This is a genomic window from Pseudomonas sp. GW821-FHT09E12 (genome assembly GCF_059416085.1).
The window spans coordinates 473545-486292 of sequence record NZ_JBWKOM010000006.1; the positions used below are offsets into that span (position 1 = coordinate 473545).

The window sequence follows — 12748 nt, forward strand, 5'->3', positions numbered from 1 at the left end:
GAGCTGCCCCATGACTGAATCCCCCGATCGTGACGAACGCCATCTGGCGCGCATGTTGCGCAAAAAAGCCGTGATCGATGAACGCATCGCCAACTCGCCGAACGAGTGCGGTTTGCTGCTGGTGCTGACCGGCAACGGCAAAGGCAAAAGCAGCTCGGCCTTCGGCATGCTCGCGCGGGCCATGGGCCACGGCATGCAATGCGGCGTGGTGCAGTTCATCAAGGGCCGCAACAGCACTGGCGAGGAATTGTTCTTCCGGCGCTTCCCGGAGCAGGTGCGTTTCCATGTCATGGGCGAAGGCTTCACCTGGGAAACCCAGGACCGCCAGCGCGACATCGCCGCGGCCGAAGCGGCCTGGGCGGTTTCCCGCGAACTGCTGAGCGATCCGACGATCGGCCTGGTGGTGCTCGATGAACTGAACATCGCCCTCAAGCACGGCTATCTGGACCTGGATCAGGTGCTCAGCGACCTGCAGGCGCGACCGCCGATGCAGCATGTGGTGGTCACCGGACGTGGCGCCAAGCCAGAGATGATCGAGCTGGCCGACACCGTCACCGAAATGGGCATGGTCAAGCATGCCTTCCAGGCCGGGATCAAAGCGCAAAAAGGCGTCGAACTGTGAGTGATGCCCGTCATTGCCCGGCGGTATTGATTGCCGCGCCGGCTTCCGGTCAGGGCAAGACCACCGTGACCGCCGCGCTCGCCCGCCTGCATCGCAATCAGGGACGCAAGGTGCGCGTGTTCAAGTGCGGCCCGGACTTTCTCGACCCGATGATCCTCGAGCGCGCCAGCGGTGCGCCGGTGTATCAACTGGACATGTGGATGGTCGGCGAGCAGGAAAGCCGCCGCCTGTTGTGGGAGGCCGCCGGCGAGGCAGACCTGATCCTGATCGAAGGCGTGATGGGGTTGTTCGACGGCACGCCGTCCAGCGCCGACCTGGCGCGGCATTTCGGCGTGCCGGTGCTCGCGGTGATTGATGGCACGGCCATGGCCCAGACCTTCGGCGCCCTGGCGCTGGGGCTGGCGCGTTATCAGCCGGACTTGCCGTTCGCCGGCGTGCTGGCCAACCGCGTCGGCACCCTGCGGCATGCGCAGTTGCTCGAAGGCAGCCTGACCGAGGGCTTGCGCTGGTACGGCGCGCTGTCCCGGGAGACCGGCATCGAACTGCCCAGCCGCCATCTGGGGTTGGTGCAGGCCAGCGAACTCAACGATCTGGATCTGCGTCTCGACGCCGCGGCCGCAGCCCTGGCGGACAGCTGCGAAGTGGCCTTGCCGCCCGCCGTGGCATTCGCCGCTCCCCAGGTGGTTGCCGTTGAGCCGTTGTTGGCCGGCGTGCGCATTGCCGTGGCCCGCGACGAAGCCTTTGCCTTTACCTATGGCGCGAGCCTGGATCTGCTGCGGGCCATGGGCGCCGAGCTGGTCTTTTTCTCGCCGATCCATGACGCGACGCTGCCTGAGGCAGACAGCCTGTACCTGCCGGGCGGTTACCCGGAACTGCATCACCGGGCGCTGGCGGCGAACGGCTCGATGCTCAGCGCGATCCGCGCGCATCACGCCGCAGGCAAACCCTTGCTCGCCGAGTGTGGCGGCATGTTGTATCTGCTGGATTCCCTGACCGACGTCGACGGCGAGCGCGCCGAACTGCTGGGCCTGTTGCCCGGCGATGCGGTGATGCAAAAGCGCCTGGCGGCCCTGGCCTTGCAGGCGGTGGAGTTGCCGGAAGGTTCGTTGCGCGGGCATACCTATCATCATTCGTTGACCAGCACCGAGCTTGCGCCGATCGCTCGCGGCCTGAGCCCGAATGGCGGGCGCGGCGCGGAAGCGGTTTACCGCGAAGGGCGGATGACCGCCTCTTATGTGCATTTCTATTTTCCGTCCAACCCCGAAGCGGTGGCGTCCCTGCTGGCGCCGGCAGGAGCGAGCGTGCTCGCGCGGCGCCCATGAGCGACAACGCCTTTTCCGCGGCCGAGCGCGACGCGGTCTATCGCGCGATCGCCGAGCGTCGTGACATGCGTCACTTCGTCGGTGGCTCGGTCGAGCCGCAGGTCTTGTGTCGCCTGCTGGAGGCGGCGCACCAGGCGCCCAGCGTCGGCCTGATGCAGCCCTGGCGGTTCATCCGTATCAGTGACCGGTCGTTGCGCGGGCAAATCCAGCAACTGGTGGAAGAGGAGCGGGTACGCACCGCCGAGGCCCTGGGCGAACGCTCCGATGAGTTCATGAAGCTCAAGGTCGAAGGCATCAACGACTGCGCCGAGGTCCTGGTGGCGGCGCTGATGGACGACCGTGAGCGGCATATTTTTGGCCGCCGCACCCTGCCGGAAATGGACCTGGCCTCGCTTTCCTGCGCGATTCAGAACCTGTGGCTGGCGGCCCGGGCCGAAGGGTTGGGCATGGGCTGGGTGTCGCTGTTCGAGCCTGCTGCCTTGGCTGAGCTGCTCGGCCTGCCGGCCGGGGCCAAGCCGCTGGCGGTGCTGTGCCTGGGCCCGGTCGGCGAGTTTTACCCGGCGCCGATGCTGGTGCTCGAAGGCTGGGCGCGGGAGCGTCCGCTGAGTGAATTGCTGTATGAAAATTACTGGGGAGTGAGTCAATGAGTGTGGCGTTGCTGAGTGTCGCCGGAGTGGCGCTGGATGCGTTGCTGGGCGAACCCAAGCGCTGGCATCCACTGGTGGCGTTCGGTCGTTTTGCCGATCGCATCGAGCAACGCTTCAACTCCGGTGGCCGCGGCTGGCGCAGTCATGGCGTCACCGCCTGGGTCATCGCGGTGCTGCCGCTGACCCTGCTGGCAACCCTGTTTTCCTGGCTGCCCTACATCGGCTGGTTGTTCGAGATCCTGGCGCTGTATTGCGCCCTTGGCCTGCGCAGCCTCGGCGAGCATGTCGAGCCGGTGGCCCAGGCCTTGCGCAGCGACGACCTGGACCAGGCGCGGCAGCGGGTCGGTTATCTGGTGAGCCGGCAGACCAGCGAGCTGGATGCCACCGAAGTCGCCCGCGCCGCCACCGAGTCGGTGCTGGAAAACGGCAGCGATGCGGTGTTCGCCGCCTTGTTCTGGTTTGCCGTGGCCGGTGCGCCGGGCGTGGTGCTCTATCGCCTGAGCAATACCCTGGATGCGATGTGGGGCTATCGTAATGAACGCTTCGAGCGTTTCGGCTGGGCGGCGGCGAAGATCGACGACCTGCTCAACTACATTCCAGCCCGCCTGGTAGCCCTGACTTACGCGTTGCTGGGCAAGACCCGCCTGGCGCTGAAATGCTGGCGCCGCCAGGGGCCGACCTGGGACAGCCCGAATGCCGGGCCGGTGATGGCGGCCGGGGCCGGGGCCCTGGGCGTCGAGCTAGGCGGCGCGGCGATCTATCACGGCGAGCTGCATCAGCGCCCGCAATTGGGCGAAGGCGTGGCGGCCGATGCCTCGTCCATCGATCGCGGCTGGCAACTGGTGCAGCGCGGGGTCTGGTTATGGCTGCTGATTCTCTGCGTGGGAGCTGAGTTCTATGCTTGAGCACGGTGGCCGCCTGCGCAAGGCGGCCGAGCAATACGGCATCGCCGAGGCCGACTGGCTGGACCTGTCCAGCGGCCTGGCACCCTGGCCGTGGCCGATTCCCGAGATCGGGATGCGGGCCTGGGCGCGCCTGCCGGAAACCGACGATGGCCTGGAGCAGGCGGCCCGCGACTACTACGGCGCGGCCCATGTGTTGCCGGTGCCCGGTTCCCAGGCTGCGATCCAGCTGCTCCCGCGTTTGCGCCGCGCCGGCAAGGTCGGCGTGCTGTCGCCCTGTTATGCCGAGCACGCCGAAGCCTGGCGCCGCAGCGGCTACATCGTGCGGGAAGTGCTGGAACAGGAAGTGGACTTTTTCCTCGACAGCCTGGACGTGCTGGTGGTGGTCAACCCGAACAACCCCACGGGCTTGAGCCTGACCCCGGAGCGCCTGCTGGACTGGCATGCGCGCCTGGCGCAGCGCGGTGGCTGGCTGGTGGTCGACGAAGCCTTCATGGACAACACTCCCCAGCTGAGCCTGGCGGCCCAGGCCGATCAGGTGGGGTTGATCGTCCTGCGTTCCTTCGGCAAGTTTTTCGGCCTGGCCGGGGTGCGCCTGGGCTTCGTGCTGGCCGAGCGCAAGCTGCTCAAGCTGCTGGCCGAGCAGGTCGGCCCCTGGGCCGTCAGTGGGCCGACCCGGGTGCTGGGCCAGGTGTGCCTGCGTGACAGCCAAGGCCATGAGCGGCAACGCGTGCGCAGCGAAGCGGCGAGCCTGCGCCTGGCGCAACTGCTCGAGCGCCACGGCCTGAAACCCCAGGGTGGCTGTGCGCTGTTCCAGTGGCTGATCACCGATCGCGCCGAGCTGTTGCATGAGTTCATGGCGCGCCGGGGCATCCTGCTGCGGCTGTTCACCCACAACAGCAGCCTGCGCTTCGGCCTGCCGGCCGACGAAGCCGACTGGTCGCGTCTCGAACAGGCCTTCGTCGCCTACGCCAAGGAACATCCATGACCACCCTGATGGTGCAGGGCACCACTTCCGACGCCGGTAAAAGCACCCTGGTGACGGCGCTCTGCCGCTGGCTGACGCGCCAGGGCGTCAGCGTCGTGCCCTTCAAACCGCAGAACATGGCCCTCAACAGCGCGGTGACCGCCGACGGTGGCGAGATCGGCCGGGCCCAGGCAGTACAGGCCCAGGCCGCGCACCTGGAGCCGCACACTGACATGAACCCGGTGCTGCTCAAGCCCAACAGTGACACCGGGGCCCAGGTGATCATTCACGGTCGCGCGGTGACCACCATGAATGCCGTGGCCTATCACGACTACAAGGCTATCGCCATGCAGGCGGTGCTGGCCTCTCACCAACGCCTGAGCGCGGCCTATCCGGTGGTGATGGTGGAAGGCGCGGGCTCGCCGGCGGAGATCAATCTGCGGGCCGGCGACATTGCCAACATGGGCTTTGCCGAAGCGGTGGACTGCCCGGTGCTGCTGATCGCTGACATCAACCGTGGCGGGGTTTTCGCCCATCTGGTGGGCACCCTGGAGCTGTTGTCGCCAAGCGAGCAGGCGCGGGTCAAAGGTTTCATCATCAACCGTTTTCGCGGTGATATCGCCCTGTTGCAACCGGGCCTCGACTGGCTCGAAGCGCGTACCGGCAAGCCGGTGATCGGCGTGTTGCCCTATGTGCTGGACCTGCATCTGGAAGCCGAAGACGGTATCGACCAGCGTCAGGCCGACAAGGCCGAGCAGGTGCTGAAAGTACTGGTGCCGGTATTGCCGCGCATCAGCAATCACACCGACTTCGACCCGCTGCGCCTGCACCCCCAGGTGGACCTGCAATTCATCGGTCCCGGCCAGGCGATTGCGCCGGCCGACCTGATCATCCTGCCCGGCTCGAAAAGCGTGCGCAGCGACCTGGCGTACCTGCGCGCCCAGGGCTGGGACACGGCCATCGCCCGGCACCTGCGCTACGGCGGCAAGCTGCTGGGCATCTGCGGCGGTTTGCAGATGCTCGGCGAGCAGCTGCACGACCCTTTGGGGTTGGAAGGCGCGCCAGGCTCCAGCGCGGGGTTGGGGCTGCTGGCGTTCGAAACGGTGCTGGAACAAGAGAAGCAGCTGCGCAATGTGCGTGGACGTCTGGCGCTGGAGGAAGCCGAGGTCAGCGGTTATGAGATCCATGCCGGCGTCACGACGGGGCCTGCGCTGGAACTGGCCGCCGTGACCCTGGACGACGGTCGCTGCGACGGCGCGCGCAGCGACGACGGGCAGATTCTCGGCACCTACCTGCACGGTCTGTTCGAGGCGCCGGCGGCCTGCAGTGCGTTGCTGCGCTGGGCGGGTTTGCGCGAGGTGCAGGCGGTCGACTACCACGCCTTGCGCGAGCGCGATATCGAGCGCCTGGCCGATCTGGTGGAGCGGCACCTGGACACCGAGCACCTACGCCAGCTTTGCGGGCTTTAGAGCGTCGGTGCCGGCATTGCCGCGCCGCTGTGGCTGTACCTCAATTCAAGGGTTTCCAAGCATGTTGCAACTGATCCTCGGCGGTGCCCGTTCCGGCAAGAGTCGCCTGGCGGAAAAGCTCGCCGGCGGGAGCGGCCTGGCCGTGACCTATATCGCCACCAGCCAGGCGCTGGACGGCGAAATGAATCAGCGCATCGCGCATCACCGCGAACGGCGTCCGGCCCAATGGGCATTGATCGAGGAGCCGTTGGAATTGGCGCGGGTGCTGCGCGAAAGCGCGAGCGCCGAGCGCTGCCTGCTGGTGGATTGCCTGACCTTGTGGCTGACCAACCTGTTGCTGCTGGAGGATGCCCAGCGGCTCGCCAGTGAGCGCGAAGCGCTGCTGGAGTGCCTGGCGTCGCTGCCGGGCGAAATCATTTTTGTCAGCAACGAGACCGGAATGGGTGTCGTGCCGCTGGGCGAATTGACTCGCCGTTATGTCGATGAAGCCGGTTGGCTGCATCAAGCCCTGGCCGAGCGTTGTCAGCGGGTAGTGCTGACGGTGGCCGGCCTGCCCCTGACTCTGAAAGGAACTGCGTTATGAATGACTTCTGGTGGCTGCGGCCGTGCAAGGCGCTCGACACTCAAGCCCTGGAGGCGGCGCAGTCGCGTCAGCAGCAATTGACCAAGCCCGCGGGTTCGCTGGGGCAGCTGGAGCGGGTCGCGGTACAGCTGGCCGGCTTGCAGGGGCGGGTCAAGCCTGGCCTGGAGCAGCTGTGGATTGCGATTTTCGCCGGCGACCACGGGGTGGTGGCCGAGGGTGTTTCGGCTTATCCGCAGGCAGTCACGGGGCAGATGCTGCACAACTTCGTCAGCGGCGGCGCAGCCATCAGCGTGTTGGCGCGGCAGCTGCGGGCACGCCTGGAAGTGGTCGATCTCGGCACGGTGACGCCCGGCTTGAACCTGCCCGGCGTGCGGCATTTGAACCTGGGGGCGGGCACCCGGAACCTCGTCGAGGGGCCGGCCATGACCCAGGTCCAGGGCGAGCAGGCCCTGCAGGCCGGACGTGACAGTGTGCTGCGGGCCGTCGAGCAGGGCAGCGAACTGTTTATCGGCGGCGAGATGGGCATCGGCAACACCACCGCGGCCAGCGCCGTGGCCTGCGCCTTGCTGGATATTCCGGTGGCGCACCTCGCGGGGCCGGGCACCGGCCTGGATGCGGCGGGTGTCAGCCACAAGGCGCAGGTGATCGAGCGGGCCTTGAGCCGGCATGCCGCCCAGCGTGGCGATGCCTTGCAGACTTTGTTCAACCTTGGCGGTTTCGAGATCGCCGCGCTCGTTGGGGCCTACCTGGCCTGTGCCCAGGAAGGCGTCGCGGTGCTGGTCGATGGTTTCATTTGCAGCGTGGCGGCGCTGGTGGCGGTGCGGCTGAACCCCGAGTGCCGCCCGTGGCTGCTGTTCGGCCACCGTGGGGCCGAGCCGGGGCATCGGCATATCCTGCAAACCCTCGAGGCCGAGCCTTTGCTGGACCTCGGCCTGCGCCTGGGTGAGGGCAGTGGCGCGGCGCTGGCGGTGCCGTTGCTGCGCCTGGCCTGCGACCTGCACGGGCAGATGGCGACTTTTGCCGAAGCGGCCGTGGCGGATCGTCCGGCATGACCTTGCGCCTGGACCTGCTGCGCCACGGCGAAACCGAGCTCGGTGGTGGCCTGCGCGGCAGCCTCGACGATGCCCTGACCGATGCCGGATGGCAGCAGATGCGTGCTGCTGTTGCAGGCCGGGGGCCCTGGGATCGGCTGGTGAGTTCGCCCTTGCAACGCTGCGCGCGTTTTGCCGAGGAGCAGGGGGCGCGCCTGGCGCTGCCGGTGACCCTGGACCCGGATCTGCAGGAGCTGCATTTCGGTGCCTGGGAAGGGCAGAGCGCGGCGGCGCTGATGGCGACCGATGCTGAGGCGCTGGGGCGGTTCTGGGCCGATCCCTATGCCTTTACCCCGCCGCAGGGCGAGCCGGTGCTGGCGTTTTCCGCGCGGGTGCTGGGGGCGGTCGAACGTCTGCATCAGCGTTATGCCGGCGAGCGGGTGCTGCTGGTCAGTCATGGCGGGGTGATGCGCTTGTTGCTGGCCCGGGCCCGAGGTTTGCCGCGCGAGCAGTTACTGAATGTCGAGGTTGCTCACGGTGCCTTGTTCGCCCTGACTGTCGAGGCTGGCCTGGTATTGAGCGAAGGAGTCTGAGCGTGCTGCCATTCTGGATCGCCCTGCAATTTCTCAGCAGTTTTCCGGTGCGTTTGCCGGGCATGCCATCGCCCGAGGAAATGGGCCGGTCGTTGTTGTTCTACCCGTTGATCGGCCTGCTGTTCGGGCTGCTGCTCTGGGGGCTGAACCAGTTGTTGATGGGCGCGCCGCCGTTGCTGCATGGGGCATTGTTGCTGACGGTCTGGGTGCTGCTCAGTGGTGCCTTGCATCTGGACGGGCTGGCCGACAGCGCGGATGCCTGGCTGGGCGGCTTCGGCGATCGCGAGCGCACGCTGACGATCATGAAGGACCCGCGCAGCGGGCCGATTGCCGTGGTCACCCTGGGGCTGGTGTTGCTGCTCAAGTTCGCCGCGCTGGTGGCGCTGATCGAGCAGCAGGCCGGCGTTGCCTTGCTGCTGGCGCCACTGATCGGTCGCGGCGCCTTGCTGGGGCTGTTCCTCTGCACGCCTTATGTGCGCCCTGGTGGCCTTGGGCAGGCGCTGGCGAATCATCTGCCGCGTCTGGCCGGCAAGTGGGTGCTGGCGCTTACTGTGTTGGTGTGCGTAGTGCTCGGTGGCTATAGCGCGGTGTTGGCGTTGCTGCTGGCGGGCCTGGTGTTTGCCGGTTTGCGTCAGTTGATGCTGCGCCGTCTGGGCGGCACCACCGGGGACACGGCGGGCGCTCTGCTGGAATTGTTGGAAGTGGCGGTCCTGGTGGGGTTGGCGCTGTTCTAGAAAGGCGGAGCGCGGGTTTTATTTGCGCCCTGAACTATGCAAATTTCTTGCATTCCCTTAATCGCGGGTATATACACGCACCATGCTTCCTTCTCAATGTCTGTGCACCAACCTGCGGCGCGCCGCCCGTGGCGTCAGCAGGTTCTACGACGGCGCTCTCGACGGCTTCGGGATCAACGTTGCCCAGTATTCCTTGCTGAGTAACCTGCAGCGCCTGGACCAACCGAGCATTTCCAGCCTGGCCGAGGCCATGGGTCTGGACCGCAGTACCCTGGGCCGTAACCTGCGGGTGCTGGAAGGCGAGGGCCTGGTCCGGTTGTCCGAAGGCGAGGATCAACGCAATCGCATCGTCCAGCTGACCGATGAGGGCCAGCAGCGACTGCTGGCGGCCTTGCCGGCCTGGGAAGCGGCGCAACAGCGCTTGATCGATCGTCTGGGTGCAGAAAAACGCGAAACCTTGCTGGCCTTGCTGAACGAACTGGCGTGAAGGCCTTTCGTTCGATGATAAGCGGGTATATACCCGTAAATGGAGAATAAAATGACTTCGATGTGGCGTACCAGCGGTTGGGTTCTTCTCGGGAGTGCGCTGATCCTGGCCTTGTCCCTGGGGATAAGACATGGCTTCGGGCTGTTTCTGCCGCCCATGAGCGCGGAGTTCGGCTGGGGGCGCGAGGTGTTTGCCTTTGCCATTGCCCTGCAGAACCTCATCTGGGGCCTGGCCCAGCCCTTCACTGGAGCCCTGGCCGACCGCTTCGGTGCGGCCAAGGTAGTGCTGGTCGGCGGTGTGCTGTACGCCGTGGGCCTGTTGTTCATGGGGTTGGCCGATTCGCCGCTGTCGCTGTCGTTGAGCGCCGGCTTGCTGATCGGTATCGGGCTTTCGGGGACCTCGTTTTCAGTGCTTCTCGGCGTGGTGGGGCGCGCGCTGCCGGCGGAGAAACGCAGCATGGGCATGGGAGTCGCCAGTGCGGCCGGTTCGTTCGGTCAGTTCGCCATGCTGCCGGGTACCCTGGGTTTGATCGGCTGGCTCGGCTGGTCCTCGGCACTGTTGGTGCTGGGGTTGCTGGTGGCATTGATCGTGCCGCTGGTGAGCATGCTCAAGGACAAGCCGCTGCCCAGCCTGGGCCATGAGCAGAGCCTCTCTGAGGCCTTGCGTGAGGCCTGTTCCCATTCCGGGTTCTGGCTGCTGGCGTTCGGCTTTTTCGTCTGCGGTTTCCAGGTGGTATTCATCGGCGTGCATTTGCCGGCCTACCTGGTGGACCAGCACTTGCCGGCCACGGTGGGCACCACGGTGTTGGCGCTGATCGGCCTGTTCAATATCTTCGGTACCTATACCGCCGGCTGGCTGGGTGGGCGCATGTCCAAACCGCGCTTGCTGACCGGTTTGTACCTGTTACGCGCGGTGGTCATCGGCCTGTTTCTCTGGCTGCCGGTGACGCAAGTCAGTGCGTATCTGTTCGGCATGGCCATGGGCTTCCTGTGGCTGTCGACGGTGCCGCTGACCAATGGCACGGTGGCCACCTTGTTCGGGGTGCGCAACCTGTCCATGCTGGGCGGCATCGTGTTTCTGTTTCACCAGTTGGGCTCGTTCCTCGGCGGCTGGCTCGGCGGGGTGGTCTACGATCGAACCGGGAGTTATGACTTGATCTGGCAGGTGGCGATTCTCCTCAGTCTGCTGGCCGCGGCCCTGAACTGGCCGGTGCGCGAGCGTCCGGTTGCCCGTCTGCAGGCGAGCGCGGCATGAGCCGGACAGGCTTGCGCTGGGTCAGCCTGGTGGCTGTCGTCGCGCTGTTGGCGGTGGCCTGGTGGGGCTGGCACCAGGGTGGGCTGGCGCTGATGCAGTTGGGCATGGGCGTTTGCCAGGAAGCGCTTGCTAGGGCGTCCGCCGGGCGAGTAGTTTGACCCCCTGACGGTACTTTCAAGGAGTTGAATATGTTGGTGCGCTGGCTTGCTGTTCCAGCTGTACTCATGGTGTTTGCCGGTTCGGCCTGGGCGGGCGAATGCCCGTCGCTGTTGCAGGGTTCGCTGCCCAAGCTGCGCGCCAAGGAGTCCATCGACCTGTGCCAACGCTTTGTCGGCAAGCCGCTGGTGGTGGTCAATACCGCGAGCTTTTGCGGCTTCGCCCCGCAGTTCAAGGGGCTCGAGGCGTTGTACCAGCGTTACAAGGATCAGGGGCTGGAGCTGGTAGGCGTGCCGTCCAATGACTTCAAGCAGGAGTCCAAGGATGGCGCGGAGACGGCCAAGGTCTGTTATGCGAACTACGGCGTCACCTTCACCATGACCGAGCCGCAGCAGGTCCGAGGCCCGGACGCGGTGCACCTGTTCAAGGTTCTGGCCGAGCAGAGCAGTGCGCCGAAGTGGAATTTCTACAAGTATGTGGTCGATCGCCAGGGCAAGGTGATCGCCAATTTCTCCAGCCTGACCAAGCCGGACAGTCCTGAACTGATCGAGGCCGTGGAACAGGCGCTGGCGTCCAAGCCTTGAGATTTATCCACGGCCAATAAAAAAGCCCCGGCATCCTTGGATGCGGGGGCTTTTTCGTTCAGGCCGTCAGGCTTTAGAAGCGGTAGGTTGCACCCACGCCGAAGCCGTTTGCGCTGTTCTCGTACTCGGCGCTGTAAGACTGGCCGAGCGTATTGTGGTTGTTGACCTTGACCTTCTCTTCCTTGAGGTAGGAGTAAGCCACGTCGATGGTCAGGTCTTCAGTTGGGCTCCAGCCGGCGCCGAGGCTGAAGATGGTCCGGTCGCCGGTAGGGATGCGTGGCGAACGGTTGGTGTTGTTGGCCGGCGACTGGTCGAAGCTCAGGCCGGTACGCAATACCCACTGCTTGTTCAACTGGTAGGAAGTACCGATGGCATAGGCCCAGGTGTCGTGCCAGTTCTGTTCTTCCTTGATGGAGCTGAGGGCACCTGGGGCCAGGAGACCGCCGGCGCTGGCGGTTACGCCTTCGTTTTGTACGGTGATGTCTTTCAGGCGGCTCCAGCGGGTCCAGGTCGCACCGGCGTAGAGTTTCCAGGCATCGTTGAGGTCCTGGGTCACCGACAGGTCGGCCGACTCAGGGGTGGTGATGTCCAGCGAGGCGTCGTAGCGAGCACCGCGCAGCAGGGCGCCCGGAGTACCGGCGCCTGGGCTGACTTCGGTGTGGCCTTCCAGCTTGTACTTGACCTTCGAGTGATAAGTCAGGCCCACGCGAGTGGTATCGGTCGCCTGGACCAGCACACCGATGTTGTAGCCGTAGCCGATATCGTCACCCTTGATCTGGACATTGCCATCGTTAGGCGACAGTGGCGTGGTCAGCGCGGATTCCAGGGTGCCGGAGATGCGGTTGATGGTCGGGCCGAAACCGATCGACACCTTGTCGTTGAAGGCATAGCTGACGGTTGGCTGGAAGGTGACGACTTTAACTTCGCTTTTGCTGCCGAAGTTACGGCCCTGGAAGCCGCTTTCATAGTCGGTGATCAGGCCGAACGGGGCGTAGACACCCAGGCCGAAGGCCCACTGGTCATCGATAGGGTTGACGTAGTAGGCCATTGGGACGGCGGTGAACGGCACCATATCGCCTTTGTTGGTCCCTCTCTGGCTACCGCTGGCGTCGTTGATATCGGTGGACGCGTCGATGGCCGCGAGACCGCCAGTGACTTGCTGGCGTTTCAGGCGCGACATACCGGCAGGGTTACCAAAAACTGTGCTTGCATCGTCGGCAGCAGAGGATCGACCGGCGAAACCAGTACCCATGCCGCTGATGCTTTGTTCGTTCAGGGCAAAGCCGCTTGCGAAAAGTTGGGTGGATGCCATGGTAACGGCAAGGCTAAGACTGGTTTTGAGTATTACTTTTTTCATTATTAGAACTCCTGGTGATCACCGGAGCGAAAATTACCAA

General features: G+C 65.3%; 15 protein-coding genes. 14 read left to right on the forward strand and 1 reads right to left on the reverse strand.

Annotated elements, in window-relative coordinates:
• The first annotated feature begins 10 nt into the window (after positions 1 to 10).
• From cobO to AC07PQ_RS20580, 14 genes are all read left to right on the forward strand, one after another.
• Positions 11 to 622 carry a cob(I)yrinic acid a,c-diamide adenosyltransferase gene (cobO, locus tag AC07PQ_RS20515; protein ID WP_007927786.1) on the forward strand — a complete coding sequence of 204 codons (612 nt, stop codon included), beginning with the start codon at positions 11 to 13 and terminating at the stop codon, positions 620 to 622.
• On the forward strand, positions 619 to 1944 hold the full coding sequence (locus tag AC07PQ_RS20520) for a cobyrinic acid a,c-diamide synthase CobB (protein ID WP_007927788.1): 1326 nt from the start codon (positions 619 to 621) through the stop codon (positions 1942 to 1944). Before cobO ends, AC07PQ_RS20520 begins: the two co-directional genes overlap by 4 nt.
• A complete protein-coding gene (gene bluB, locus AC07PQ_RS20525) occupies positions 1941 to 2591 on the forward strand; it encodes a 5,6-dimethylbenzimidazole synthase (RefSeq protein ID WP_493186024.1) in 651 nt (216 codons plus the stop codon). Before AC07PQ_RS20520 ends, bluB begins: the two co-directional genes overlap by 4 nt.
• Positions 2588 to 3496 (forward strand): adenosylcobinamide-phosphate synthase CbiB, encoded by a 909-nt coding sequence (gene cbiB / locus AC07PQ_RS20530; RefSeq protein ID WP_007927792.1) that lies wholly within the window; start codon positions 2588 to 2590, stop codon positions 3494 to 3496. The genes bluB and cbiB overlap by 4 nt, the downstream gene beginning before the upstream one ends.
• A complete protein-coding gene (gene cobD / locus AC07PQ_RS20535) occupies positions 3489 to 4481 on the forward strand; it encodes a threonine-phosphate decarboxylase CobD (RefSeq protein WP_007927793.1) in 993 nt (330 codons plus the stop codon). Before cbiB ends, cobD begins: the two co-directional genes overlap by 8 nt.
• Positions 4478 to 5929, forward strand: coding sequence for a cobyric acid synthase (locus AC07PQ_RS20540; RefSeq protein ID WP_493186023.1), 1452 nt, complete (start codon positions 4478 to 4480; stop codon positions 5927 to 5929). Before cobD ends, AC07PQ_RS20540 begins: the two co-directional genes overlap by 4 nt.
• A 61-nt stretch (positions 5930 to 5990) precedes the next feature.
• Positions 5991 to 6512 (forward strand): bifunctional adenosylcobinamide kinase/adenosylcobinamide-phosphate guanylyltransferase, encoded by a 522-nt coding sequence (cobU, locus tag AC07PQ_RS20545; protein WP_007927797.1) that lies wholly within the window; start codon positions 5991 to 5993, stop codon positions 6510 to 6512.
• A complete protein-coding gene (cobT, locus tag AC07PQ_RS20550) occupies positions 6509 to 7564 on the forward strand; it encodes a nicotinate-nucleotide--dimethylbenzimidazole phosphoribosyltransferase (protein WP_007927799.1) in 1056 nt (351 codons plus the stop codon). The genes cobU and cobT overlap by 4 nt, the downstream gene beginning before the upstream one ends.
• A complete protein-coding gene (gene cobC / locus AC07PQ_RS20555; RefSeq protein ID WP_007927801.1) occupies positions 7561 to 8136 on the forward strand; it encodes an alpha-ribazole phosphatase family protein in 576 nt (191 codons plus the stop codon). Before cobT ends, cobC begins: the two co-directional genes overlap by 4 nt.
• 2 nt (positions 8137 to 8138) lie before the next feature.
• Positions 8139 to 8870 carry an adenosylcobinamide-GDP ribazoletransferase gene (locus AC07PQ_RS20560; RefSeq protein WP_493186022.1) on the forward strand — a complete coding sequence of 244 codons (732 nt, stop codon included), beginning with the start codon at positions 8139 to 8141 and terminating at the stop codon, positions 8868 to 8870.
• 82 nt (positions 8871 to 8952) lie between these two features.
• On the forward strand, positions 8953 to 9357 hold the full coding sequence (locus AC07PQ_RS20565; protein ID WP_007927803.1) for a MarR family winged helix-turn-helix transcriptional regulator: 405 nt from the start codon (positions 8953 to 8955) through the stop codon (positions 9355 to 9357).
• Between the two features lie 51 nt (positions 9358 to 9408).
• Positions 9409 to 10611, forward strand: a complete 1203-nt coding sequence (locus AC07PQ_RS20570; protein ID WP_007927804.1) for an MFS transporter — start codon at positions 9409 to 9411, stop codon at positions 10609 to 10611.
• A complete protein-coding gene (locus tag AC07PQ_RS20575; RefSeq protein WP_007927805.1) occupies positions 10608 to 10769 on the forward strand; it encodes a hypothetical protein in 162 nt (53 codons plus the stop codon). The genes AC07PQ_RS20570 and AC07PQ_RS20575 overlap by 4 nt, the downstream gene beginning before the upstream one ends.
• Positions 10770 to 10799: 30 nt before the next feature.
• The gene (locus tag AC07PQ_RS20580) at positions 10800 to 11351 is read left to right on the forward strand and encodes a glutathione peroxidase (protein WP_007927806.1); all 552 of its coding nucleotides are present in this window, start codon (positions 10800 to 10802) and stop codon (positions 11349 to 11351) included.
• A 73-nt stretch (positions 11352 to 11424) separates the two neighbouring features.
• On the opposite strand, the gene AC07PQ_RS20585 is transcribed toward AC07PQ_RS20580, so the two are convergent.
• Positions 11425 to 12708, reverse strand: a complete 1284-nt coding sequence (locus AC07PQ_RS20585; RefSeq protein WP_493186021.1) for an OmpP1/FadL family transporter — start codon at positions 12706 to 12708, stop codon at positions 11425 to 11427.
• Positions 12709 to 12748 lie beyond the last annotated feature (40 nt).

Bases quoted from the DNA above. Each gene is read 5' to 3' on its own strand.
- cobD (WP_007927793.1), top strand. From the start codon at position 3,489: ATGCTTGAGCACGGTGGCCGCCTGCGCAAGGCGGCCGAGCAATACGGC.
- cobT (WP_007927799.1), top strand. From the start codon at position 6,509: ATGAATGACTTCTGGTGGCTGCGGCCGTGCAAGGCGCTCGACACTCAA.
- bluB (WP_493186024.1), top strand. From the start codon at position 1,941: ATGAGCGACAACGCCTTTTCCGCGGCCGAGCGCGACGCGGTCTATCGC.
- AC07PQ_RS20540 (WP_493186023.1), top strand. From the start codon at position 4,478: ATGACCACCCTGATGGTGCAGGGCACCACTTCCGACGCCGGTAAAAGC.
- cobO (WP_007927786.1), top strand. From the start codon at position 11: ATGACTGAATCCCCCGATCGTGACGAACGCCATCTGGCGCGCATGTTG.
- cobU (WP_007927797.1), top strand. From the start codon at position 5,991: ATGTTGCAACTGATCCTCGGCGGTGCCCGTTCCGGCAAGAGTCGCCTG.
- AC07PQ_RS20585 (WP_493186021.1), bottom strand. From the start codon at position 12,708: ATGAAAAAAGTAATACTCAAAACCAGTCTTAGCCTTGCCGTTACCATG.
- cobC (WP_007927801.1), top strand. From the start codon at position 7,561: ATGACCTTGCGCCTGGACCTGCTGCGCCACGGCGAAACCGAGCTCGGT.
- cbiB (WP_007927792.1), top strand. From the start codon at position 2,588: ATGAGTGTGGCGTTGCTGAGTGTCGCCGGAGTGGCGCTGGATGCGTTG.
- AC07PQ_RS20575 (WP_007927805.1), top strand. From the start codon at position 10,608: ATGAGCCGGACAGGCTTGCGCTGGGTCAGCCTGGTGGCTGTCGTCGCG.
- AC07PQ_RS20570 (WP_007927804.1), top strand. From the start codon at position 9,409: ATGACTTCGATGTGGCGTACCAGCGGTTGGGTTCTTCTCGGGAGTGCG.
- AC07PQ_RS20565 (WP_007927803.1), top strand. From the start codon at position 8,953: ATGCTTCCTTCTCAATGTCTGTGCACCAACCTGCGGCGCGCCGCCCGT.
- AC07PQ_RS20580 (WP_007927806.1), top strand. From the start codon at position 10,800: ATGTTGGTGCGCTGGCTTGCTGTTCCAGCTGTACTCATGGTGTTTGCC.